We start from the raw sequence: 23,346 nt of genomic DNA, 5'->3' as shown, positions 1-23,346 counted from the left end.
TTTGGGAAGCGAAAGGGAGGTGCCATGAGAGGCCGCACCCGCGCCCTGTCCGGCCTCCTGGCCGCCGTGCTGTCCCTGCTCGTCGGCGCCTGCGGCACCTGGCCGGGGTCCGGGGGCACCGCGGACGACGGTCTGCGCATCCTGGTGCCCAACACTCCCGGAGGCGGGTACGACACCACGGCGCGGACCGTGGCCCGGGTGCTGGAGGAGACCGGGAGCGCCTCGGACATGGAGGTGTTCAACCTCCCCGGAGCCGGTGGCACCGTCGGCCTGCGGCGCACCGTGGACGAACGGGGCAATGGCCGGCTCGCCCTGCAGATGGGCCTCGGTGTCCTCGGCGCGGCCCATGTGCAGGGCGCGAAGGTGACCGTCGCGCGGACCACCCCGATCGCCCGCCTGATCGAGGAGCCCGAGGCGGTGGTGGTCCGCAAGGACTCGCCGTACCGCACCCTCGCCGACCTGGTCGCCGGGTGGCGCAGGAGCCCCGGAGGCGTCACGGTCGGTGGCGGCTCGTCCCTGGGCGGCCCGGACCACCTGCTGCCCATGGCGCTGGCCGGCGCCGTCGGCATCCAGCCGAAGAAGGTGCGGTACGCCGCCTACGACGGCGGTGGCGGCGATCTGCTCCCCGCCCTGCTGGACGGCCGGGTCGACTTCGCCACCAGCGGCATCGGTGAGTTCCTCGACCAGATCGCCGCCGGGCAGCTCAGGGTGCTCGCGGTCACCAGCGACCGGCCGGTGGCGGCGCTGCCCAGGGTGCCGACGCTGAAGGCCGCCGGGATCGATCTCGTCTTCGACAACTGGCGGGGGATCGTCGCCCCGCCCGGCATCAGCTCAGCGGACCGCGAACGCTGGATCGAGGTGCTGACCGCGCTGCACACCTCCCGGCAGTGGAAGGCCGAGCTCACCCGCCACGGCTGGACCGACGCCTTCACCACCGGTGGCGCCTTCGCCACCTATCTGGCCCGGCAGGACAAGGCCGTGGCCGAACTGGTCGGACACCTGGGACTGGACTGACCGACCCCCGCCGGGGCGGCCGCCACCGGTGACCGCCCCGGCGGCTGCCACCGGCTACCGCCTCACGCCCGCACGCCCCCGATCCGCACCACCCCACCACCCCCACTCCCTTACCCACCCATGCCCCGGTGGCCGTACGAACCCGCCCGCATGTCCCGTAACGACACGCATGTCCTGGAAGGCACCGCATGACCGCACACACCTGGTGGCTGCTGCTCATCCTCACGGTGGCGATAGCAGCGCTGATCTACCTCATCAACTCCCGGCTGCGTGTCCACCCGTTCGTCGCGCTGGTCCTGGTCAGCGTGGGCACGGGGATCGCGGCCGGTGAACCGGCCGCGAAACTCGCCGGATCCATCGAGGAGGGCGCCGGCGGCACCCTCGGCGACGTGGGCGTGACCCTCGCCCTGGGCGCCATGCTCGGCCGTCTGCTGTCCGACTCGGGCGCGACCGACACCATCGCCCGCGCCCTCGTCGCCCGCGCCGAGCCGCGCAGGCTGCCCTGGCTGGTCGGCGCCGCGGCGTTCGTCATCGGCGTGCCCATGTTCTTCGAGGTGGGCCTGATCGTGCTGCTGCCCTTGATCTTCAGCGTCGCCCGCAGGATGGAGAGCCACGGCGGCACGAAGGGCAGCCCGTACGTCCTCCTCGGCGTGCCCGCCATCGCCTCGCTGTCCACCCTGCACGGCATGCTCCCACCCCACCCCGGGCCGCTGACCGCGATGACCGGTCTCCACGCCGACCTCGGTCTCACCCTCGGCGTCGGTATCGTCTGCGCCGTGCCCACCGTCATCCTGGCGGGCCCCGTCTACGCCCGCTGGATCGCGCCCCGGCTGCCCGACGTCGCCCCCGACGCCGAACTGGTGGCCCAGTTCGCCGGCGCCGAGCGGCAGCCCGCCGCGGCCACCTCGGGTCCCGGTGCACAGGCGGACACGGACACGCCCCGTCGCCGGACCGGTGTGCCCACCGGCCTGGCCGTGGCGGCGGTGCTGGTCCCCGTCGTCCTGATGCTGCTGCGCACGTTCGCCGAGACGGTGCTGGACGAGTCGAGCGGGCTGGGCGCGGCGCTCGTGTTCGCCGGAGAACCCCTGGTGGCGATGCTCGCCGGTTTCGTCTTCGCCTTCGGGGTGACGGTGTTCGGCTCCGGCCGCTCCGGCGAGGAGACCCGCGCCTCCCTGACCGACAGCCTGAAGTCCATCGCCGCGATCCTGCTCATCATCGGTGGGGGAGGGGCCTTCAAGCAGGTCCTCCAGGACTCGGGCATCGGCGATGCCATCGCCTCGGCCGCCGAGGGCGCCCATATCAATGTGATCCTGCTGGGCTGGCTGATCGCCCTGCTGCTGTCGCTGACCACGGGCTCCGCCACCGTCGGCATCGTCTCCGCCACCGGCATCGTGGCCCCGCTGATCGGTGACGGAGGGGGCCTGGAGGCATCCCTGCTCGTGGTCGCGATCGGCGCCGGTTCCCTCGGCCTCAACTATGTCAACCACGCGGGGTTCTGGCTGGTGAAGGAGTCGTTCGGAATGGACCTCAGCCAGGCCACCAAGACCCAGACGGTCGTGCAGACGCTGGTCAGCGTGCTCGGCCTGGCGATGGCCTTGCTGCTGTCGGTGTTCGCCTGAGGCGGGGCGGCGGCCGGGCGGTCGCGGCGGGCCGGTGGTGGGGCGCCGATATCGACGCCGTCAACACCGCCGGTCAGACCGTGCTCGACCTGGCCGTCCGGTCCGTCCCGTACCCGGAGCGGCAGGTGCGCCCGCTGTGGAAATCTCTCCCGGATAAGGGCCATGTGTCCGGGCTTCCTTGACCCTGAAATCGCCTTCTGCCAGCGTGCTCGCCATGCCTCGCAACGCAGTCATCGGTGTGGACATCGGCACCTCGAGCAGCAAGGGCGTTCTCGTCGGCCTCGATGGCACCCTGATCCGCTCGGCCACTCGGGAGCACACCCCCGCACGGCCCGGCCCCGGCCACTTCGAGATGGACGCTGCCGTCTGGTGGCGCGAGTTCGTCGAGCTCGCCCGGGAGCTGACCGCCCCGGGGGACACTGCCGTGGTCGCCGTCGGGGTCAGCGGCATGGGGCCCTGTGTCCTGCTGGCCGATGAGCACGACACCCCGCTGCGTCCCGCCGTTCTGTACGGCGTGGACACCCGCTCGGTCCACCAGATCCAGCGCCTCGAGGCGCGGCTCGGCGCAGAGGAGATCATTCGTCGCTGCGGCTCCGCCCTGACCACACAGGCGGCGGGGCCGAAGATCGCCTGGATCGCCGAGGAGGAGCCCGAGGTCCATGCGCGGGCCCGGCGGCTGTACATGCCCAGCTCCTGGCTGGTCAGGAAGCTCACCGGGAACTACGTTCTGGACCACCACTCGGCCAGCCAGTGCACCCCGCTGTACGACACGCTCGCCGGTGAGTGGTACGCCCCCTGGGCCGCCGAGATCGCCCCCGGTATCGAACTGCCGCCACTGCGCTGGCCCGGTGAGGCGGCCGGTGTCCTCACCGCCGAGGCCGCCGAGGCGACCGGTCTGCCCGCCGGGATCCCCGTCACCACCGGCACCATCGACGCCTGGGCCGAGGCACTGAGCGTGGGGGCGCATCACATCGGCGATCTGATGCTGATGTACGGCACCACCATGTTCCTCATCCATACCGTGCCCAAGCCGCTGACCAGCCCGTCCCTGTGGGGTACGGTCGGCGCCCTGCCCGGAACCCGGAATCTGGCCGGTGGCATGGCCACCTCCGGTGCGGTCGCCGGCTGGCTGCGGGACCTGTTCGCCGACGGCGACCATGCCCAACTCACCGCGCTGGCCGCCGAGTCGGGCCCCGGCGCCAATGGCCTGCTGATGCTCCCGTACTTCTCCGGCGAGCGCACCCCGATCATGGACCCGGACGCCCGCGGAGTGATCGCCGGGCTGACCCTGTCCCACACCCGCGGCGACCTCTACCGGGCCGCACTCGAAGCCACCGGGTTCGGCGTCCGCCAGAACATCGAGGTCATCGAGGCGGCCGGTGGCGATATCCGCCGCGTGGTCGCCGTCGGCGGTGGCACCCAGGGCTCCCTGTGGACGCAGATCGTCTCCGACATCACCGGCCGCCCGCAGGAGCTGCGCACCATCACCATCGGCGCCGGTTACGGCGATGCCCTGCTGGCCGCGCGGCTCGTCGGGGACGCCTCCATCGAGGACTGGAACCCGGTGCGCGAGACGGTGACGCCCCGCGCCGAGCACACCGGACGCTACGACCAGCTGTACGACCTCTACCGGCGGCTGTACCCGGACACCGCCGCGACCGTCCACGCCCTGGCGGCCCTGCAGGAGCGTTGAGCGTCCTTCACGCCCTGAAATCGAATTCAACTTGGCGCTACTGTCCCACCCCAGCACCACGCTTGCCTTTTGAATTGGATTCGGTTTTGCTGGGAGGGTCGTCAAGGGTGTGTCGTCTCCCTTGGCGAGCCGTCGAGCTCATCGCCGGAGGGGAGTCACGTGCGCGTGGAGAATGTCGATCTGCTGGTCATCGGTGCGGGAATGGCGGGGTTGACCGCCGGTGCCCGCGCCGTTCGCAACGGTCTGTCCGTCATGGTCGTGGAGATCGGTACGGACGTCGGCGGTTCCGCGCGCTTCGCGGGTTACGCCTGGACCGCGCCGAGCCATGACGTCATGGACCAGCACAATCCATGGGGAGACACCGCGCTCAAGCGTGCCCTCGTGGATCGGTTTCCCGACGGCGTCGAATGGATCCGCTCCCTCGGCGTGGACGTCAAGGACGCGCAGCGTGTCCTCAGTTTCGGTCGCGGGCACCAGTTCGACACCCATCAGTACGTCGACACCTGCCGTCGGGTCGTCCGCGAAGGCGGTGGCATGTTGCTGTTGGAGACGTGTGCCGAACGGCTGGTGGTCGAGGACGGGGCCGTGACGGGGGCCGAGCTGAGGCTGACCGATGGCGTGCGCACGCGTGTGCGCGCCGGGTCCACGCTCATCGCGACCGGCGGGTTTCAGGGCGATCCGGAACTCCGCACCGCGCATGTGCACCCCCGCGCCGGGGACATGCAGCTGCGCTCCAACCCCTTCAGCCGCGGCGGTGGTTACCGTCTGGCCACCCAGGTCGGTGCCGCCACCGGCCACGACGACGCGGGCTTCTACGGCCATCTCATCCCCAGTGGCATTTCCTTCGCCGACCCGGCGGACTTCGTCGACCTGTCGCTCTACTACAGCGAGCATGCCCTGCTGTTCAACGTGCGCAACGATCGGTTCGTGGACGAGACGCTGGGCGACCACCTCACGGCCATGGCGTTGCTGGAGCAGCCCGAGAGCCGGGGCCTTCTCATCGCCGACGCCCGGGTGTTCCGTGACTGGGTCGTCGGGTCGTACGTCGAGGGCGCGGTCGCCGTGGACAAGTTCGCTCTGGCCGGCAAGCGGGGCGGCCGGGTGGGACTCGCCGAAGACCTCGACGAACTGGCCTACCTCCCGGAGGAATGGGGGTATCGGGGTGATGCCGTGCGCGACGCGGTCAAGCTGTTCAACGAAGACGCCGCGGCGGGGCTGGAGCCGGTGCCCGGCCGGCAGCTGGACCGCCTCCCGCTCGACGAACCGCCGTACTACGTGATCGAGACCGTACCGGCCATCACGTTCCCCTTCCACGGTGTGCGCATCGACGACCGGGCCCGCGTCCTGCGCGGGGACGGCGAACCGCTCCACGGACTCCTCGCGGCCGGGTCGGACACCGGTGGCCTGTGGCACCGCGCCTACGCGGGCGGCATCGCCTCGGCCCTGGTGTTCGGACTGACCGCCGCGGACACCGCCACCACCGCATCCGCCTCCACCGCCACCGCGACGGCGGCACAGACGAGGGCGGCACAGGCGACGGACTGACCTGATCGCCCGCCGCCCCGCCACCTGGCTCGTCCGCCGCGACGAACGCGGTGGTGGGGCGTCAGCGTGCCGTCCAGCCGCCGTCCACGTACAGCTCGGAGCCGGTCACGAAGCTCGCGTCCTGGGAGGCGAGGAACGCGACGGCCCCCGCGACCTCGTCCGGTGTGCCGAGCCGCCCCATGGGAGTGCCCTCGACCATCGCGGTGTGCCGGGGAGTGCCCCGCCACAGTTCGCGCGAGAGAGGGGTCTCGATGAAACCGGGGTGGATCGAATTGACGCGGACGCCGCGCGTGGCCCAGTGCAGGGCGGCGTTCTTCGTCATCAGCCGGACCGCGCCCTTCGCCGCGTGGTACGAGAACTGGCTGCCGAAGCCGCCCACCGTGCCGAAGATCGACGCGATGTTGACGATCGAGCCGCCACCGGAGCCTTCGATCGCGGGTCCACCGTGCTTCATGCCGAGCCAGACACCGCCCTGGGTCACGGCGATGACCTTGTCCCAGGACTCCTGGGTCTCCGTCTCCACGGTGCGCATCTTGGCGATACCCGCGTTGTTGACGAGCACGGACAGGCCGCCCAGTTCGGAGACCACGCGCTCGACCGTGCCGCGCCACGCCTCTTCGTCGCTCACGTCCAGCGCGAGGCCCAGCGCCCGCGCTCCATCGGCCGCCGGCTCCTTCGTCAGCTCCTCCGCGAGCTGCTCGCAGCGGTCGGCGTCCACGTCGGTCACCACCACCGTGGCCCCCTCGATGGCCAACCGCCGCGAGACGGCGGTTCCTATACCGCCGGTGGCGCCGGTGACCAGGGCGATCTGTCCGGACAGTCGGTCTCGCACGGGCTCTCCTCCGTCTTGCGTGGCGTCGGACGTGGCGTCCCGCGTGGCGTCGGACGTGGCGTCCCGCGTGGCGTCTCCGGTGTCCGCCGCGCCGTCTCCGATGTGACCGGTCACGGCAGCAGCTCCAGCCCCGAGCGCAGCAGCGCGGGCACCGCGGAGCCGACCCGCTCGAATCCCGTTCCGACCGTCTGTCCCGCCGCATAGCGGGCGTGGATGCCCTCCGCGATGACGGCGAGCTTGAAACAGCCCAGCGCCTGGTAGAAGGGCAGGCCACCGATGTCCCGTCCGGACTTCTCGGCGTACCGCTCGGCCACTTCGCGGCCCGAGGGAAATCCGGGGTTGGCCGTCGGGACGTGGCGCGCCCCGAGGACCGGTTCGCAGGTCCGGTCCCAGTACATGAGCAGCATCCCGAGGTCGGCGAGCGGATCGCCGAGCGTGGCCATCTCCCAGTCGACGACGGCGGCGATCCGCCCGAAGTCGCCGGGTGCCAGGAGGACGTTGTCCAGGCGGTAGTCGCCGTGCACGATGGCCGGGGCGCCGCTCGCGGGCAGCGAGCGGGCCAGCCTGCCGTGCAGTTCGCCGAGATCGGGCAGGCTCCGCGTGGCGACCTTGTCCCACTGCCCGCGCCACCGGCGCACCTGGCGCTCGAGATACCCGTCGGGCCGGCCGAAGTCACCGAGCCCTACGGTGGCGGCGTCCACCGAGTGCAGTGTGACCAGGGCGTCCACCAGCGCGTCAGCGGCGCGCCGCGCGTCCTCGGGCGGGAGTGCGGCGGCCTCGTCGCCGTCGCGCAGCACCGTGCCCTCCACGAAGTCGACGACGCAGAACGGCGCCCCGATCACCTCCGGGTCCGTGCAGGACAGCACGGCCCGGGCGACCGGCACCGCGGTGTCGCCGAGCGCCGCGACGACGCGGTATTCGCGGTCCATGTCGTGTGCGGTCGGTGTCAGCACCCCCAGTGGCGGCCGTCGCACCACCCACCGGTGTGTCCCGTCGGTCACCGCGTAGGTGAGGTTGGAGCGCCCGCCCTGCAGCAGCGTGATCGTGAGCGGGCCCGCGCACTCGGGTACGTGGCGTTCGAAGTAGCGCTGCAACGCGGCCACGTCGACTCCGGCCACCGTCGTCCCGGAACTGGTCACAGGGTGCCCCGCCGCTCCCGCGCCGCCCGCACCGCGCGCTTGGCGATGGCCCAGCGATGGGTTTCGGAAGGGCCGTCGTAGATACGGAACGGACGCACCTCGCGGTACAGCCGCGACAGCGGGGCGTCGCCGGAGATGCCGAGCGCACCGCAGATCTGGACGGCCCGGTCGACCACCCGGTTCACCGCCTCGGAGACATAGGTCTTGGCGATCGAGGTGTGCTGGGCGGCCGGGCGGCCCTGGTCCAGCTCCCAGCAGGCCCGCCACAGCACGGCCCGGCCGGTCTCGATGTCGATCTCGGAGTCGGCCAGCAGCTGCTGCACCATGCCCAGTTCGGCCAGCGGCTTGCCGAAGGCCGAACGGTCCGCCGCGCGCTCCAGGGCGATGTCCTGTGCCCGCCGGGCCACCCCGAGCCAGCGCATGCAGTGGGTCATGCGCGCCGGCCCGAGGCGTACCTGGGCATACGCGAAGCCCTGGTCCACCTCGCCCAGTACGGCATCGTCCGCGACCTCGCAGCCTTCGAAGGCGATTTCGCTATGCCCGCCGAAGAGGCCCTGGTCCAGGGTGTCGATATTCCGGACGATCTTCATGCCGGGGTTGTCGGCGGGGATGAGGAACATCGTCGCGCCGCCCGCGTCGCCGGGGCCGCCGCTGGTGCGGGCCATGCAGATGGCGAAGGCCGCACCGTCGGCGCCGCTGATGAACCACTTGCGGCCGTCGATCCGCCAGCCGCTCTCGGTCTTCGTCGCGGTCGTCGTGAGCGCCCGCGGGTCGGAGCCGGCGCCCGGCGCCGGTTCGGTCATCGCGAAGCACGAGCGCGCCTCACCGGCCGCCAGCGGCCGCAGATACCGCTCCTTCTGCTCCTCCGTGGCCACCACCTCGAGCAGATGGGTATTGCCCTCGTCGGGAGCCGCGCAGTTGAGCGCGAGGGGCCCCAGCAGCGAGTACCCGGCCGCCTCGAACACCACGGCCTGTCCGCACAGGTCCAGTCCGAGCCCGCCCCATTCGGCGCCGATGTGCGGGGCGAACACCCCCGCCTCGCGGGCCGCGTCCTGAAGCCGGCGGCGCAGCGGCTCCGGTCCGGCATGGACGTTGCCGTCGCACGCCTGCTCCTCGGATATCACCACCTCCCGTACGAACTCGGTGGTGCGCCGCGCGATCCCGGCGACTCGTTCATCGATCTCGAACCCGATGGGCACGTTGCACTCCCGAGCTTGGCTACTGCCTACCTGTACGGCGACACTTCGCGTCATGGGCGCGCGACCGCGTACCCGCGCTGCGAAGCAGATCCCAGGCGCGGGCACCGCATCCGGTGCGCCCCGCCCCTTACGAGTAAACCGAATCCAATTCAGATCATCAACCGGTCGGGCGTGCGCCGATGCGGCGACTCTCTCGCACGGCACTCCGCTGCCGACAGAGCAGCAGGTCAGACGTCGTATGCACGAAGCCTTCCGGCCTCGCGCGCGGGATGGGGTCGAGGGTCTCCGCCGCGTCCCCGGAGAAAACTCCCGTTCGACGGCTAGCTGTACTGAGTTCAGTTCTGTAGCGTCCCGGGCGTCGGCAGGGTACCGGACCGTGCCGCGGGGAAGGGAGCCGGATCATGAGCACCACACAGCAGCCCGCGCCGCCGGGGGAGGAGCCCGCGCCGCCCGAGGAGTCGGCGTCGTACGATCCCCGTACGGTGCGCCGCGCGATGCTCGCCGGGAGCATCGGCACCCTGATCGAGTACTTCGATTTCAGTGTCTACGGCTATCTCGCCGTGGCCATCGCCCCGCAGTTCTTCCCGGGCGACGATCCGGCGGCCTCGACGCTGGCGGCGCTCGCGGTGTTCGCCACGGGCCTCGTGGTGCGGCCGATCGGCGGTGTCTTCTTCGGATGGATCGGCGACCGCTGGGGGCGCCGCAAGGCGCTGGTCTCCTCGGTGCTGTGCATGGGGGTGGCCAGCAGCCTCACCGGACTGCTGCCGACCTACAGCCAGATCGGTGTGTTCGCCGCGATTCTTCTCTTCATCACCCGGCTGGCACAGGGCATCTCCTCGGGCGGCGAGTCGGTCGGCGCCTACACCTATATCTACGAGTCGGCGCCACCCGGACGCAGAGCCTTCCTCGGCTCCGTCACGCCCATCGGCTCCAATCTCGGGTTCATGTTCGCGGCCGCCACGGCCGGGGCGATCTCCGCCCTCACCACCAAGGAACAGATGGGCGACTGGGGCTGGCGGCTGCCCTTCCTGATGGCCGTGCCGCTCACCCTCCTCTGTCTGTGGGCCCGGCTGCGGATCGAGGACACCCCGGAATTCAAGAAGGCCGCAGAACGCGCCGACATCCCCGCGGCACCGATCCGAGAGGTTCTGGCCACCCACCGTACGGCGCTGCTGCAGTCCATCGGCCTGGCCATGGCGCAGGGCGGCGCCATCTTCCTCGGGCTGACGTACATCGGCATCTACATGACCAGCAACCTGGGATACGACACCACGCTGGTGTACTGGCTGTCCGCGGGTGTCGTGCTCGTCACCGTGCTGCTGATGGTGCCGGCCGGCCGGCTCGCCGCCCGGTTCGGCTGCCGTCGCGTCCTGATGGGCGGGCTGCTGGGCTTCCTGGTGACCGCCTACCCCGCGATGCTGCTGATGGGCCAGGACAGCCTGGCGCTGGCCGGTCTGGCGTATCTGCTCCTGATGCTGAGCAGTGCGTTCGTGCAGGTCCCGGCGGCGAGTCTGTGGCCGCATCTGTTCGAACGCCGGGTCCGCTACACCGGTATGGCGATCGGGTACAACGTCGGCACGGTCCTCGCGGGCGGCACGGCTCCGTACATCGCGGCCTTCCTGGTCGACCGGACCGGGAACCTGCTCTCCCCGGCGTTCTTCGTCATGCTGGTCTGTCTGATCGGCATCGGTTCCCTGCTCACCGTCCGCAAGGATGTGTAGCGGGGGTTCGGCCGTGGCGGCGGCAGGCGCCACGCACGGCCGCGGGCTCGGCGGCGCTCTCATCCGCGGAGTGGTTCTAATCCGCGGAGTGGCCGCCGTGGCCGATGGTCTGGCCGCCGTCGATGAGGAACTCCCCGCCCGTCGTGTACGAGGCGTCGTCGCTCGCCAGGAAGAGCACCATGCGGGTGACCTCCTCGGGCTCCCCGATGCGCCGCACCGGCTGATGGGCGAAGAGCGCGGGTGAGGCGGTCTCACCCATGGGCGTACGGATGACACCCGGGTGGACGGAGTTCACCCGCACCCCGCTGCCCGCCATGTCCAGTGCGGCGGCCTTGGTCATCCCACGCACCCCCCACTTGCTCGCCACATAGCCGATGCCACCGGCGAAACCCGTCATGCCGGCGGCCGATGAGACGTTGACGACGACTCCACGGCCGCGGTCGCGCATGCCGGGGAGGACGGTGTGCATCCCGAGGAACGCGCCCACCAGATTGACGTCGACGATCCGGCGGAAGTGGTCGGGCGACTGCTGCTCCACACCGCCGTAGAGCATGATCCCCGCGTTGTTGACCAGGACGTCCACGGGGCCCAGGGTGTGCTCGACCGTACGGACGACGGACTGCCACTGCGCTTCGTCGGTGACGTCGAGGTGGCAGTACCGCGTGTCGGGGAGTTCCCCGGCCAGGGCCTCCCCCTCGTCGTCCAGGACGTCACAGACGGCGACCCGGGCGCCCTCCGCGACCAGCCCCCGTACATGCGTGGCACCCATACCCCGGGCGCCGCCGGTGACGATCGCCACCTTTCCGTCGAAGCGCATGCTGAACTTCCCTTCCGCGTCGGTGAGTTGCCGCATTCGTGCGTCCACGCGCCAGTGCGTCCGCGCGCCAGTGCGCCCGCGCGTCGCTGAGCCCCGCGCGTGCCTGAGCCCCGCGTCCATGAGCCGGAGCCATCAGTCCACCGCGAAGGTGCTCAGTCCGGCACGAGCACGGTCCGGCCCCGCACCCGGCCCCCGCGAAGCCGGTCGATCGCCTCCGCGGCGGCGGACAGCGGGAAGCGCTCCGTCTCGACGTGCAGTGCCCCCGAACGCGCCAGCGCGACGACCGCGGCCAGTTCGTGGCGCGTTCCCCAGAAGGGCAGTGAAAGCCGGAAACCGGCCGGCAGGACGCCCGGCTTCGAGACCGTCAGGCTGCCGCCTCCGCTTCCCACGACGGCGAGTTCGCCGCCGGAGCGCAGGACGCCGGTCGCGAGTTCCAGCGTCTGTGGGGCGCCGACGAAGTCGAATACGGCGTCCGCCCCCACGCCTCCGCTGCGCGCCCTCAGGACGCGGGCGGTGTCCGGTCGCATCAGGGTGCTGAAGTCCGCGCCGGAGCGGTCCGCGAGAGCCAGGGCGTCCTCCCGCACATCCACCGCCAGCACACGGCTCGCGGTGGTCGCGCGGAGGGCCTGGACGGCCAGGTGGCCGAGCCCGCCGACGCCGATGACGACGGCGGTGGTGTCCTCGCCGAGTGCGTGCCGGAGCCCGGCCACGGCGTGGTAGGACGTCAGGCCCGCGTCGGAGAGCGGGGCCGCCTGGTCGGCCGGCAGGTCGCCGATCGGCACCAGCTGGCCGGCGGACGGGACGAGCACGTACTCGGCCATTCCGCCGTCCCGGCCCAGGCCCGCCCCGTGCCAGGCGAGGGTGTTCCGCCGGTCGCAGTAGTTGTCGGCGCCCGCGGCGCACCGTGCGCAGGAGCCGCAGCCCCACGGCCCGTAGAGCACCACGCGGTCACCCGCGCTCACCCCGTCGGCGGCGGGCCCCAGGGCCGTGACCTGCCCGGCGACCTCGTGGCCGAGGGTGAACGGCAGCCGGTAGGGGAGTGCGCCCGGAGCGCCGTCGATGACATGCAGGTCGGAGCGGCACAGACCGGCGGCTTCGACCCGCACCAGCACCTCGGTGCCGTGGGGGACGGGCCGCTCCACCTCTGCCGATGCCGGAGCCTCGCCCCAGGCCGTCAGTCGCAGTGCCCTCATCGTCACCGTCCCGGGTCTTGTCAGCGCTGCGGCTGCCACGGTAACAGAGGTGAAGTCGGTTCAATAGATGGTCGGAGCAACGGAAGGGGATCGGCGTGACGCACGAAGAGGTGGCGCATGAAGAGGTCCGTGCGGGGAGGTTCGCCGGCAGGGTCGCGATGGTGACGGGAGCCGCCTCGGGCATGGGCGCGGCGGTCGCCCGGCAGCTGGCCGCGGAAGGCGCGCGGGCCGTCGTCCTGGCGGATGTGAACGGCGACGGCGCGGCGGCGGTCGCCGAGGAACTGCCCGCCGCCCGGGCGGTCGCACTCGGCGTCACGGATGCGGCGGGCGTCGACAGCGCCTTCCAGGACGTACTGCGGCGCCACGGGCGCCTCGACGTCCTGGTGCACGCGGCGGGGGTCGACGATCCGGAGGCCAAGCAGCGCATCGCGGACGCGGCCGTCGAAGGGCGGCCGGTCGAGCTGACCGACTCCCTCGACGACGCCTCCTGGCAGCGGGTCCTGCGGGTGAACCTGGACGGAACCTTCCATGTGCTGCGCGCCGCGGTGCGGGTCATGCGGCCCCGCGGGACCGGGGCGATCGTGGTGATCGGATCGTCGTCGGCCTTCGACGCGCCCGTCGGCTACCCGCACTACGCCGCCTCCAAGGCGGGTGTGCACGCCCTGGCCCAGGCTGTGGCCAAGGAGGTCATCGCGTCCGGGATCCGCGTGAACCTGGTGGCGCCGGGGCCGACGGACACGGGGATGGCGGCTCGCACCCCCGAGGCGCTGCGGTCGGCATTCGCCGATCCGCGGGTGCGCCCGTACGCGACGCCCGAGGAGATATCCGAGATCGCCCTCTTCCTCGCGAGCGATGCCGCGGCGAACCTCGTCGGCGCGGTGCTGCTCGCCAACGGTGGCCGGTTCACCGCCTGAGCGGATCCGGGCCCGCCCCCATCCGGCCCGCCCCGATCCCGCCCGCCCCGATCCCGCCCGCCCCGATCCTGGCGCCGGATGCTCTTGCCTGCCTGGAGTCCCATGCCTACGGTCGTGAATTGAGTTCAATTCTTGAGCTCCTCGCCCGCCGTACGAGCACGATGGAGATCCCATGCACCGTCGCCACCCCGAGATCGACCCCCAGCTGCTGTCCGCAACCGATGAACAGCGACAACTGCGCACCGTCTTGCGGGACCTCTACGCCGAGGCGAGTGGCGTCGAGGACGTGCGCAAGCATCTGGCCACCCCGCGCGGATACGACGAAGCGCTCTGGGCGCGGCTCGCGGGCGAGATCGGCGTCCACGGCCTGGCCATTCCGGAGGAGTACGGCGGGTCGGGCTTCACCTTCGCCGAACTGGCCGTGGCCCTGGAGGAATCCGGGCGCGCCCTGTACTGCGCGCCGCTGCTGTCCACGGTGGTCCTGGCCGCACAAGCCCTGCTGTTCAGTGGCGACCGTACGGCGTGTGAGCGCTATCTGCCCCGGATCGCCGACGGCACGCTCACCGCCACCGTGGCCGGGTTCGGCCCCGATGACCGCCCCGATGGCGTCGGCGGGCCCGATGAGTCCCGTGAACTCGCCATCACCGCGGAACGGGGGAGCGGCGGCTGGGTGCTGCGCGGCCGGGCGGACTTCGTGCTCGACGGGGCCGGTGCGGATCTGCTCCTGGCGCGGGCCGGGACACCCGCCGGACCTCGGCTCTTCGCCTGTGAGCCCGCCCCCGGCACCTGCCGGCGCACTCCGCGCCGCGTCCTGGACGAGACGCGGCGCCAGGCGCTCGTGGAATTCATGGGTGCCCCGGCCACTGCCGTGGGCACGGCGGAGGAGGCCGAGGGAGCGGTTTCGGCCACGCTGGACACCGGGCGGGCCGCGCTGGCGGCCGAGCAGGTCGGCGGCAGTGGGCACGCGCTGGACGCCACGGTCGCCTTCGTGGCGCAGCGCCACCAGTTCGGGCGCCCCATCGGATCCTTCCAGGCCGTCAAGCACCGGCTGGCCGATGTGCTGGTGGCGCTGGAGGCGGCGCGCTCGGGGTCCGCGTACGCGACCGCCTGTGCCGCCATCGCCTCACCGCAGCTCCCGGTGGCCGCCTGTGCCGCCGCCGTGGTCTGCTCCGAGACCTTCCGCCTGGCCACGGCCGAGTACGTCCAGCTGCACGGCGGGATCGGCTTCACCTGGGAGCACCCGGCGCATCTGTATGTCCGCCGGGCGCGCGGCGCCGAGGTGCTGTTCGGGACGGCGGACCAGCACCGGACCCGGCTCGCCGGGCTCGTCGGCCTCGCCACCCGCCCCGCTGCCTGAACCCGAGTAGGTGTGTCTCGATCAAGGGCTTGACACCGTGCGGCTCTGGAATCAAAGTTGTAGTGAATTCAGTTCAGTTTCAGAGGGGTGAGGGATGACAACGGAAGAAGAGATCCAGTTCGAGCGCGACGGCCACGTCGCCCGTGTGTGGCTCAACCGTCCGTGGAAGAAGAACTGCGTCACCGTGCCGATCCTGGACCGGCTCGACGAGATCATCACCGAGGTGGACGAGGACCCCGAGCTCCGGGTCCTGGTGGTGCGCGGCCGTGGCGGCACGTTCTGCTCGGGGTTCGACCTCGACAGCCTGAAGGCCGAGTACGTCGGCAAGTCGAACGCGATCGACGTCGCGGTGAAGTCCGCGAAGGTGTGCGACCGCCTGTACTCGATGAAGACCCCCTCGGTCGCGGTCCTGGAGGGCCATGTCACCGCAGGCGGCTTCGAGATCATGATCTCCTGCGACTTCGCCATCTCCGCCGACGACGCGAAGATCGGCGACTTCCACATCCGCCGCGCGCTGTTCGGCGGGGCCGGTCCGATCTACCGGGTGCCGCGCATGATCGGCATCCGCAAGACCAAGGAGCTGATGCTCACCGGCAAGCTCCTCTCCGGCGTCGAGGCCGCCGAGTTCGGCCTGATCAACAAGTCGGCCCCGGCCGACGAGCTGGACGCGACGGTCGAGGAGTTCATCAGCCACCTCGCCGACAAGAGCCCCTTCACCATGTGGCTCACGAAGATGACGATCGACCGCAGCCTGGACGCCGACACCCAGTCGCTGATGGTGATGGAGCACCTCGCCGTGGGCGTGGCGCTCAACTCGGAGGACGCGAACGAGGGCGTGTCGGCGTTCCTGGAGAAGCGCGAACCCAAGTGGCAGGGGCGCTGATCCGGATGACCACGGATCCGCGGAGCCCCGCCGCCGGCGGGCTCCAGGGCGCACGCTGCTCCGGCTGCTCGGTGACGGTGTACCCCGCGGACGACACGTGCCCGCGCTGCGGAGGGCCGGCCGATCCGGCGGCCCTCCAGGGCACGGGCACGCTGTGGACCTGGACGGTGCAGCGGTACGCCCCCAAGTCGCCGCCCTACCAGGCCCCGCCCGGAGGCTTCACACCGTTCGCGCTCGGCTATGTCGAGCTGGCGGAGGGTGTGCGGGTGGCCGCCGTCCTCGATGTCGAGGACCTCGACGCCGTCCGCATCGGCATGCCGCTCTCCGTGACCGCCGGTCCCGGAGTGCCCCGGGCCAGGCCCACACCCCTGAGCGAGGAGGGCTCGTGAGCACCGATGTGCTGATCTGCGGCGCGGGGCGCACCCCGTTCGGCCGGTCGGAGGCGACCGGCCGACAGCTGGCCGTCGCCGCCGTCAACGCCGCGCTGGCGGACGCCGGGATCCCGTGGTCGCGGGTGCGGGCCGCGTTCGGCGGCAGCGACAGCGCGGGTCTCGCGGACACCCTGGTGGCCCAACTCGGCCTGACCGGGCTGCCGTTCGTCAATGTCAAGAACGGCTGCGCCACCGGTGGCAGCGCGCTGGTCTCCGCCGTGAACGCGATCCGCTCCGGCATGGCGGATGTCGTCCTCGCCGTCGGCTTCGACAAACACCCGCGCGGCGCCTTCGACCCCAGGCCCGAGGACTGGGGCCTGGGCGCGGAGTACGGCAGCGACGGGCTGATGGTGACCACCCAGTTCTTCGGTATGAAGATCCAGCGCTATATGCACGACCACGGCATCACCCCGCGGACCCTCGCCCTGGTCGCCGAGAAGGCGTACCGCAACGGCGGTCTGACCTCCGAGGCATGGCGTCGTGAACCGGTGTCCGCCGACGAGGTCCTGGCATCCGGCATGGTCAGCGATCCGCTGACCCGCTTCATGTTCTGCTCCCCGGGAGCGGGCGCGGCGGCGCTGGTCCTCTGCTCGCCCGAGGCCGCCCGCGCGATGGACGGCACACCGGTCACCCTGCGCTCGGCGGCCGTACGCACCCGGCGCTTCGGGTCGTTCGAGGTGTTCAGCCCATCGATTCCCGGGGGCACACTGACCAGCGTCAGCCGTGACGCCTCGGCCGCCGCCTTCGAGGAGGCGGGGCTCGGTCCCGGCGATGTCGACGTGTGTCAGCTGCAGGACACCGAGAGCGGTGCCGAGGTCATGCACATGGCCGAGTGCGGATTCTGCGAGGACGGCGAGCAGGAGCGGCTGATCGCCTCCGGCGCCACCGGGATCGACGGGACGCTGCCGGTCAACACCGACGGCGGCTGCATCGCCAACGGCGAACCCATCGGCGCCTCGGGGCTGCGCCAGGTCTACGAGGTCGTCCAGCAGCTGCGCGGCCGGGCCGGCGATCGCCAGGTCCCGGACCGCCCCAGGATCGGCTTCACCCATGTGTACGGCGCCCCCGGCGTGAGCGCCTGCACGGTCCTGTCCCGTTGAGTGTCCCGCCGAATCCCGCCGCGTCCCGCCGAACGTCCCGCGCCATGGCCCGCGGAATGTGCGGCTGAACGGCCCCCCGATCGGAGGTGGAGGAAGAGATGAGCGGTATCCCGGAACCCGATGAGTTCCGCGCCGAGGCCCAAACGTGGCTCGCCGGTGTGGCCCGGCCCCGCGCCACGGGCGGGGAGTGGGGCAGCGGCTCCGACTCCGTCGCCGTGTTCGAGAACTGGACCGAGGAGCAGGAGCGCGAGCACACCGCCCGCGTCCAGGAGTGGGAACGCACCCGCTACGACCAGGGCTGGTCCGCGCTCAACTGGCCGCAGGAGTACGGCGGACGAAGTCTGCCCGCCTACTACGAGCAGCTCTACCGCGGCGAGGAGGCGGCCTTCGACGTACCCCACCGCCCCGAGATCTTCCCCGTGACCCAAGCGCTCGTCGCCCCCGCGATCGGGCTGTGGGGCACCGAGGAGCAGAAGCGGCGCTGGCTCGTGCCCATGCTGCGCACCGACGAACTGGCCTGCCAGCTGTTCTCGGAGACCGAGGCGGGCTCCGACCTCGCCGCGGTGCGCACCCGGGCGGTGCGCGAGGGCGAGGGCTGGGTGCTGACCGGACACAAGGTGTGGACCTCCGGGGCCCGCGTGGCGACCTGGGGCGTGGCGGTGTGCCGCACCGATCCGGACGTCCGCAAGCACGCCGGCATCACCGTCTTCCTGGTGCGCATGGACGCGCCGGGCGTCACCGTACGGCCCATCCGGCAGATGACCGGTGGCACCAGCTTCAACGAGGTCTACCTGGACGGGGTGCGGGTGCCCGACACCGACCGGCTCGGGCCGGTCGGCGAGGGGTGGCGGGTCACGCTCAGCGTGCTGGCCGCCGAACGGCTCGACTCCGGCAGCCTCGGCCTGGACAACGCCGACCGGGCGCTGGACCTGGCCGGAAACCTGTCGCGCCCGCTCACCGGCAGCGAACGGCAGCGGGCCGCCGACCTCCACCTCCGCACCCTCGTCCAGCGACTGATGGGGCTGCGGGTGACCGCCGCCCTCGTCGCCGGGCGCGAACCGGGCGCGGAGGCGTCGGTCGGCAAGCTGTACGCCACCGAGACCATGCGGCGCACCGGCGACCTGGTGTCCGAGCTGCTGGGGCCGAGCCTCGTGGCGGACACGGGGGAGTGGGGCACCTACGCCTGGACGGAACACCTGCTGGGCGCCCCCGGCTACAGCATCGCGGGCGGCACCGACGAGATCCAGCGCACCATCCTCGCCGAGCGCGTACTCGGCCTGCCCAAGGAGCCCGTCCGATGAGCATGGCCACCGAGGTGCCGGAGCTGGCCGCGCGGGTCCGCGACCGGCTCGCCCGCCACCACCCGGGAGCGCCGGTCGGCGAGTTGACGGTGCTGCCGGGCGGGCACTCGGGGCTGACCTACGAGGTCGCGGCCGGGGACGCCCGGTACGTCGTCAAGGCGGTGCCCCCGGGCCGGCGGCCCGTCGGGCGCAACGACGTCCTGCGCCAGGCGCGGGTCCTCGGCGCGCTGGCCGGATCCACGGTGCCGGTGCCGGGCGTGGTGGCCGTCGACGAGACCCAACCGGCCTGGTTCGCCATGGACTTCGCGGCCGGGGAGGCCGTCGAGCCGGTACTGGACGACCACGAGATGGACCCCGCGACGGCCCGCGCCCGGATGCTGGAGATCGCCTCCGTCCTGCGCCGACTGCACGGCACCGATGTGCACACGCCCGGGCTCGACGCGCCCGCACCGCTGGACGCCGCGGGCGAGCTGGAGCGGTGGAGCCGCACCCTTCGTGCCGTGCCCGCCGAACTACGGCCCGGCGGCGAGGAGTTGGTGGCGCGGCTGGCCGACGGCGTACCGAGCGGCCTCCCCCCGGTGCTGCTGCACGGGGACTTCCGGCTCGGCAATGTGCTGTGCGTGGGCGAGCGGGCGGTGGCCGTCGTCGACTGGGAGATCTGGAGCGTGGGCGACCCGCGCATCGACCTGGGCTGGTTCCTGCTCTTCGCCGACCACCGCAACTTCCCCCAACTGGGACACGCCGTGCCCGGACTGCCCGGCGAGGCCGAACTGCTGGACACCTACCGCGACGGGCGGCCCGCGCTGCCCGCGATGGACTGGTTCCGGGCACTCGGCCGCATGAAGATGGCCGCGATCATGGGCCATAACCTCCGCAGGCACCGCGAGGGCAAGCACCACGACCCGGACCAGGAACGCCTGCCGCCCACCATCGCCGCGATGATCCGCACCGCCCGCGACATCCTCGGCTGATCCGGCACCGGTACGCCCCCACCGAACAGGAGCAATCGTGGATTTCGGATACTCGCCACGGGCGAGTGAACTCCAGGACCGCATGCGGTCGTTCATGGACGAACACGTCTTCCCCGCGGAGGCGACGTACGACCGGCAGCTGGCCGAAGGCGATGACCCGCACGCCCTGCCGCCGGTGATGGCCGAGCTGAAGGAGAAGGCCCGCGCCGAGGGCCTGTGGAACCTCTTCATGGCCCACGGCGACTGGGGCGCGGGGCTCACCAACCTCGAATACGCGCCGCTCATGGAGCTGGCGGGCCGCTCCATCATCGGCCCCGAAGTGTTCAACTGCTCGGCGCCCGACACCGGCAACATGGAGCTGCTCGCCCTCTACGCCACCCCCGAACAGCAGGAACGCTGGCTACGACCGCTGCTCGACGCGCGGATCCGCTCCTGCTTCGCCATGACCGAGCCGGAGGTGGCGAGCTCCGACGCCCGAAACATCCGCACCCGCATCACCCGCGACGGCGACAGCTATGTCGTCAACGGCCGCAAGTGGTACACCTCCGGGATCCTCGACCCCGACTGCAAGCTGATCATCCTGATGGGCAAGACCGACCCGGACGCGCCCACCTACCGGCAGCAGTCCATGCTGCTCGTCCCCCGCGACACCCCGGGTGTCACCGTCCTGCGCGACCTGCCGATGTTCGGCTACACCGACCGGCTCGGACACGGCGATGTGCTCTTCGAGAACGTCCGCGTCCCGGCCGAGAACATCCTCGGAGGGGAGGGCGAGGGCTTCGCGCTCGCCCAGGGACGGCTCGGCCCCGGCCGGATGCACTACGCGATGCGCGCCGTGGGTTTCGCCGAGCGCGCCCTGCGGCTGATGTGCGAGCGCGTCACCGAACGCACCGCCTTCGGCGGGCCGCTCGCCGACCAGGGAGTGGTCCGGGAGTGGATCGCCCGCAGCCGCATCGAGATCGAGCAGCTGCGCCTCCTCGTCCTCAAGTCGGCCTGGCTGATGGACACGGTCGGCAACGCAGCCGCCCGTATGGAGGTCGCCGCCATCAAGGTCGCGGCGCTGGAGGTCGCCCACAAGGTGGTCGACCGGGCGGTGCAGGCGCACGGCGCGGCGGGGGTCAGCGACGACACCGTACTGGCCCGGCTGTACGCCATCACCCGGGCGCTGCGGATCGCCGACGGTCCCGACGAAGTCCATCTGCGGACGGTGGCCCGCCAGGAACTCGCGCCGTACAAGAAGAAGACCGACACGGAGACGGGGGCGGCGTGAGCGCCAACAGCCTCGACGGCAAGGTGGCCGTCATCACCGGTGGATCCCGCGGCATCGGCCTCGGCATCGCCACCGCCTACCGGGCGGCCGGCGCACATGTGGTGATCGCGGCCCGCAAACCGGCCGGACTCGCCGAGGCCCGCGAGGAGTTGCTGCGCGTCAAGGGCGACGGCGATGTGCACACGGTGGTGGCGAACGCCGGTGAACCCGAGCAGGCCGAGCGGTGCGTCGAGGAGACCATGGCCCGCTTTGGCCGCCTCGACCTCCTCGTCAACAACGCGGCCACCAACCCGTACCACGGCGATCTGCTCGACCTGGACCTGCCGCGCGCGGAGAAGACCGTCCGCGTCAACCAGTACGGCATGATCGCCTGGACCCGGTGCGCCTGGCGGGCCTGGATGGCCGAACACGGGGGAGCGGTGGTCAACATCGCCTCCGTCGGCGGGCTCATCGTCGACCCGCACATCGGCTACTACAACGCCACCAAGGCCGCCATGCTCCATATGACCCGGCAGCTCGCCTACGAACTGGGGCCGCACGCCCGCGTCAACGCCATCGCCCCCGGACTGATCAAGACCGAGCTGGCCCGGGCGGTATGGGAGGTCCGCGAGCCGATCCTCACCGCCAAGCTGCCGCTGCGGCGCCTCGGCACCGTGGAGGACGTGGCCCACGCGGCGCTGTTCCTGGCCTCCGACGCCTCCTCCTGGATGACCGGTCAGACCCTGGTGCTCGACGGCGGCGCGACCGCCCTGCCGATCGGGGTGGAGGGATGAGCGCGCCACCACCCGCCGCGGAGCTGTTCTCGCTGCGGGGCAGGACGGCCGTGGTCACCGGTGCGTCCGCGGGGCTCGGCGCACGCTTCGCCGCCGTCCTCGCCCAGGCCGGCGCCACCGTGTTCGCCGCCGCCCGGCGGATCGACCGGCTGAAGGAACTCGCCGGCTCCGACGCGCGCATCCACCCCGTCGCCTGCGATGTCTCGCTCGCCGCCGACCGTACGCGGCTGATCGAGACCGCGCGGACCGCCACCGGCCGCGTCGACATCCTGGTCAACAACGCGGCCACGTCCGGCGAGACCCGCGCCGAGGACGAATCCCCGGACGCCTTCGCCGACGTCCTCGGCACCAACCTCACCGCCCCCTTCCACCTGGCCCGCCTCGTGGCCGAGCCACCCGCAGGGGACGGCGCGCCGCCCCGGAGCGTCATCAACGTCTCCTCCATCCTCGGCCTGGTCACCGCCGCCCCCCTGGGCGGCGCGAGCTACGCGGCGTCCAAGGCCGGGCTGATCGGGCTGACCCGCGAGCTGGCCGGACAGTGGGGCGGAAGCGGGACCCGCGTCAACGCGCTCGCCCCGGGCTGGTTCCGCACCGAGATGACCGCGGACCTCTTCGACGACGAGCGCTCCAGCCGCTGGGTCGAGCGCAACACCCTGCTGCGGCGCGGCGGCGACGCCCATGAACTCGACGGCGCCCTGCTGTTCCTGGCCTCGGACGCCTCCTCGTACTGCACCGGGCAGATCCTGACCGTCGACGGCGGGTGGACCGCGCGATGAGGGTCGGCATCGAGATCGACGACGGCCTGGCCCGCGTCACCCTGCGCCGTGGCGAGGCGGGCAACGCCATCGACCTGGAGATGGCACGCGAACTGCTGGACGCGGCGCGAGTGTGCGCCGCCGAGTCCGTACGGGCCGTGCTGCTGACCGGCGAGGGGAAGTCCTTCTGCGTCGGCGGCGACCTCGGGGAGTTCGCCCGGCTCTCCGGCGAGGTGCTGGAGAAGCACCTCATCGCGGTGACCGGCGCGCTCCACGAGGCCCTGCGCACCTTCGCGGCGGGCGACGCGCCCGTGGTGGCCGCCGTGCAGGGCGCCGTCGCCGGTGCGGGCATCGGCCTGGCCGCGTCCGCCGATGTGACCCTCGCCGCCGACAACGCCTCGTTCACCACCGCCTACACCGGGATCGGCTACTCCCCGGATGCCGGAGTGAGCTGGTTCCTGCCGCGGCTCATCGGTCCCAAGCGGGCCCTGGACCTGCTGCTGACCAACCGTCGCGTCAAGGCGGCGGAGGCCGAGGCCATCGGCCTGGTGAGCCGGATCGTCGCCCCCGACCGGCTGGCCGCCGAGGCCATCCGTACGGCCGAGGCGCTGTGCGGCGGACCCACCGCCGCCTTCGGCGCCACCCGCCGTCTCGTGGCCACCGGGCTGACCTCGGACCTCGGCACGCACCTGGACCGCGAGGCCCGTGCGATCGCCGCCGCGGCCTCCTCCGCCGCGGGCCGCGAGGGCGTCGCCGCCTTCCTGGGCAAGCGGGTACCCGACTTCCCCCGCGCCGCCTCCAGCACCTGACACCTCCCCG

Annotated in this window: 21 protein-coding genes; 16 read left to right on the top strand and 5 right to left on the bottom strand. The window is 71.9% G+C overall.

Annotated elements, in window-relative coordinates; all coding sequences use genetic code 11:
* The first annotated feature begins 24 nt into the window (after positions 1–24).
* The 4 genes from J8403_RS07700 (at position 25) to J8403_RS07685 (ending at position 5,871) form a co-directional block, all read left to right on the top strand.
* Entirely contained in the window at positions 25–1,014 is a 990-nt protein-coding gene (locus J8403_RS07700) for a Bug family tripartite tricarboxylate transporter substrate binding protein (protein WP_211122504.1), read from the top strand.
* Between the two features lie 188 nt (positions 1,015–1,202).
* A complete protein-coding gene (locus J8403_RS07695; protein ID WP_211122503.1) occupies positions 1,203–2,633 on the top strand; it encodes a GntP family permease in 1,431 nt (476 codons plus the stop codon).
* 214 nt (positions 2,634–2,847) lie between these two features.
* Positions 2,848–4,326, top strand: coding sequence for an FGGY-family carbohydrate kinase (locus tag J8403_RS07690; RefSeq protein ID WP_211122502.1), 1,479 nt, complete (start codon positions 2,848–2,850; stop codon positions 4,324–4,326).
* 159 nt (positions 4,327–4,485) lie between these two features.
* Positions 4,486–5,871, top strand: a complete 1,386-nt coding sequence (locus J8403_RS07685) for an FAD-dependent oxidoreductase (RefSeq protein WP_211122501.1) — start codon at positions 4,486–4,488, stop codon at positions 5,869–5,871.
* Positions 5,872–5,932: 61 nt separating this feature from the next.
* On the opposite strand, the gene J8403_RS07680 is transcribed toward J8403_RS07685, so the two are convergent.
* From J8403_RS07680 to J8403_RS07670, 3 genes are all read right to left on the bottom strand, one after another.
* The gene (locus J8403_RS07680) at positions 5,933–6,703 is read right to left on the bottom strand and encodes an SDR family NAD(P)-dependent oxidoreductase (protein ID WP_211122500.1); all 771 of its coding nucleotides are present in this window, start codon (positions 6,701–6,703) and stop codon (positions 5,933–5,935) included.
* Positions 6,704–6,813: 110 nt separating this feature from the next.
* A complete protein-coding gene (locus J8403_RS07675) occupies positions 6,814–7,842 on the bottom strand; it encodes a phosphotransferase family protein (RefSeq protein WP_211122499.1) in 1,029 nt (342 codons plus the stop codon).
* Positions 7,839–9,041: an acyl-CoA dehydrogenase family protein gene (locus tag J8403_RS07670; RefSeq protein ID WP_211122498.1), complete on the bottom strand. Its 1,203-nt coding sequence runs from the start codon at positions 9,039–9,041 to the stop codon at positions 7,839–7,841. The genes J8403_RS07675 and J8403_RS07670 overlap by 4 nt, the downstream gene beginning before the upstream one ends.
* A 401-nt stretch (positions 9,042–9,442) precedes the next feature.
* Between J8403_RS07670 and J8403_RS07665 the strand changes: the two genes are divergently transcribed.
* Positions 9,443–10,762, top strand: coding sequence for an MFS transporter (locus J8403_RS07665; RefSeq protein WP_211122497.1), 1,320 nt, complete (start codon positions 9,443–9,445; stop codon positions 10,760–10,762).
* 76 nt (positions 10,763–10,838) lie between these two features.
* Here J8403_RS07665 and J8403_RS07660 read toward each other — a convergent pair whose 3' ends face one another.
* Both J8403_RS07660 and J8403_RS07655 read right to left on the bottom strand, forming a co-directional pair.
* On the bottom strand, positions 10,839–11,579 hold the full coding sequence (locus J8403_RS07660; RefSeq protein WP_211128129.1) for an SDR family oxidoreductase: 741 nt from the start codon (positions 11,577–11,579) through the stop codon (positions 10,839–10,841).
* 152 nt (positions 11,580–11,731) lie between these two features.
* Positions 11,732–12,772 carry an NAD(P)-dependent alcohol dehydrogenase gene (locus J8403_RS07655; RefSeq protein WP_211122496.1) on the bottom strand — a complete coding sequence of 347 codons (1,041 nt, stop codon included), beginning with the start codon at positions 12,770–12,772 and terminating at the stop codon, positions 11,732–11,734.
* 95 nt (positions 12,773–12,867) lie between these two features.
* Between J8403_RS07655 and J8403_RS07650 the strand changes: the two genes are divergently transcribed.
* From J8403_RS07650 to J8403_RS07600, 11 genes are all read left to right on the top strand, one after another.
* Positions 12,868–13,686: an SDR family NAD(P)-dependent oxidoreductase gene (locus J8403_RS07650; protein ID WP_246585749.1), complete on the top strand. Its 819-nt coding sequence runs from the start codon at positions 12,868–12,870 to the stop codon at positions 13,684–13,686.
* A gap of 172 nt (positions 13,687–13,858) precedes the next feature.
* Positions 13,859–15,043, top strand: coding sequence for an acyl-CoA dehydrogenase family protein (locus J8403_RS07645; RefSeq protein ID WP_211122495.1), 1,185 nt, complete (start codon positions 13,859–13,861; stop codon positions 15,041–15,043).
* 94 nt (positions 15,044–15,137) lie between these two features.
* The gene (locus tag J8403_RS07640) at positions 15,138–15,926 is read left to right on the top strand and encodes an enoyl-CoA hydratase/isomerase family protein (RefSeq protein WP_020866740.1); all 789 of its coding nucleotides are present in this window, start codon (positions 15,138–15,140) and stop codon (positions 15,924–15,926) included.
* 5 nt (positions 15,927–15,931) lie between these two features.
* A complete protein-coding gene (locus tag J8403_RS07635) occupies positions 15,932–16,315 on the top strand; it encodes a Zn-ribbon domain-containing OB-fold protein (RefSeq protein ID WP_211122494.1) in 384 nt (127 codons plus the stop codon).
* On the top strand, positions 16,312–17,457 hold the full coding sequence (locus J8403_RS07630) for a thiolase family protein (protein ID WP_211122493.1): 1,146 nt from the start codon (positions 16,312–16,314) through the stop codon (positions 17,455–17,457). The genes J8403_RS07635 and J8403_RS07630 overlap by 4 nt, the downstream gene beginning before the upstream one ends.
* Positions 17,458–17,555: 98 nt before the next feature.
* Positions 17,556–18,758 (top strand): acyl-CoA dehydrogenase family protein, encoded by a 1,203-nt coding sequence (locus J8403_RS07625; RefSeq protein WP_211122492.1) that lies wholly within the window; start codon positions 17,556–17,558, stop codon positions 18,756–18,758.
* Positions 18,755–19,729, top strand: coding sequence for a phosphotransferase family protein (locus J8403_RS07620; protein ID WP_211122491.1), 975 nt, complete (start codon positions 18,755–18,757; stop codon positions 19,727–19,729). The genes J8403_RS07625 and J8403_RS07620 overlap by 4 nt, the downstream gene beginning before the upstream one ends.
* A gap of 37 nt (positions 19,730–19,766) precedes the next feature.
* On the top strand, positions 19,767–20,999 hold the full coding sequence (locus J8403_RS07615) for an acyl-CoA dehydrogenase family protein (protein WP_211122490.1): 1,233 nt from the start codon (positions 19,767–19,769) through the stop codon (positions 20,997–20,999).
* Entirely contained in the window at positions 20,996–21,772 is a 777-nt protein-coding gene (locus J8403_RS07610) for an SDR family oxidoreductase (protein ID WP_211122489.1), read from the top strand. Before J8403_RS07615 ends, J8403_RS07610 begins: the two co-directional genes overlap by 4 nt.
* Positions 21,769–22,548, top strand: a complete 780-nt coding sequence (locus tag J8403_RS07605; protein WP_211122488.1) for an SDR family NAD(P)-dependent oxidoreductase — start codon at positions 21,769–21,771, stop codon at positions 22,546–22,548. Before J8403_RS07610 ends, J8403_RS07605 begins: the two co-directional genes overlap by 4 nt.
* Positions 22,545–23,336, top strand: a complete 792-nt coding sequence (locus J8403_RS07600; protein WP_211122487.1) for an enoyl-CoA hydratase/isomerase family protein — start codon at positions 22,545–22,547, stop codon at positions 23,334–23,336. The genes J8403_RS07605 and J8403_RS07600 overlap by 4 nt, the downstream gene beginning before the upstream one ends.
* The last annotated feature ends 10 nt before the right edge of the window (positions 23,337–23,346 follow it).

It is taken from the genome of Streptomyces yatensis (genome assembly GCF_018069625.1).
Lineage (GTDB): Bacteria > Actinomycetota > Actinomycetes > Streptomycetales > Streptomycetaceae > Streptomyces > Streptomyces yatensis.
Note: the sequence above shows the minus strand (reverse complement) of the source record. Positions and strands in the feature narration are given on the sequence as shown.